We start from the raw sequence: 528 nt of genomic DNA on the forward strand, positions 1-528 counted from the left end.
TCTCGGTATGAGGTGAACGTGCAGATGGTCGATGGTCTGTCCTGCAGCCGGACCTTCGTTGAATCCGACATTGAATCCGGCAGGGTCGTGCAGCTCGACGATCTTGGCGCGCACGACGTCAATCAGCTCGAAGATGTCGGTGCGCTCGCCTGGCGTAGCTTCCCACCAGTTTGTGATGAGCCGGCGCGACACGATCAGCGCGTGGCCGGGCGATACGGGGTAACCGTCCCAAACCGCGAAGGCCGACCGGTTGGCCGCGATCCACTCCGCTTGCGGGATGTCGAAGAAGGGCGACTCAGATTCCACCGACGCTCCTTAGCCCTTGTACTTTTCGTGGACCCGCGCTACCTGCGCCTGAAAAAATTCGAGCTTCTCGACTCCCGGCCGCAGCAGACCCAGCTTTCGAGCGAAGCGGTAGAAACCCTCCCCTGGGTCGCCCGTGGTCTTCTGAACTACCAGCGCCGACAGCATCGTGGCCGAATCGTCGAGGGTTCCATCTGTGACTTCACCAAGCAGCGCTCCTACCGC

Annotated in this window: 2 protein-coding genes; one reads left to right on the top strand and one right to left on the bottom strand. The window is 61.6% G+C overall.

All coding sequences use genetic code 11. The annotated features are described in order from the left end of the window. Positions 1-306 (bottom strand): HIT family protein (locus IMZ11_RS43615; protein ID WP_228649580.1); only part of this gene is annotated, 306 nt, incomplete at its 3' end. Positions 307-333: 27 nt separating this feature from the next. On the opposite strand from IMZ11_RS43615, the gene IMZ11_RS43620 reads away from it, so the two are divergent. Then, on the top strand, positions 334-528 hold a 195-nt coding region (locus tag IMZ11_RS43620), incomplete at its 3' end, for a hypothetical protein (RefSeq protein WP_228649582.1).

Source organism: Microtetraspora sp. AC03309 (assembly GCF_020826795.1).
Lineage (GTDB): Bacteria > Actinomycetota > Actinomycetes > Streptosporangiales > Streptosporangiaceae > Microtetraspora > Microtetraspora glauca.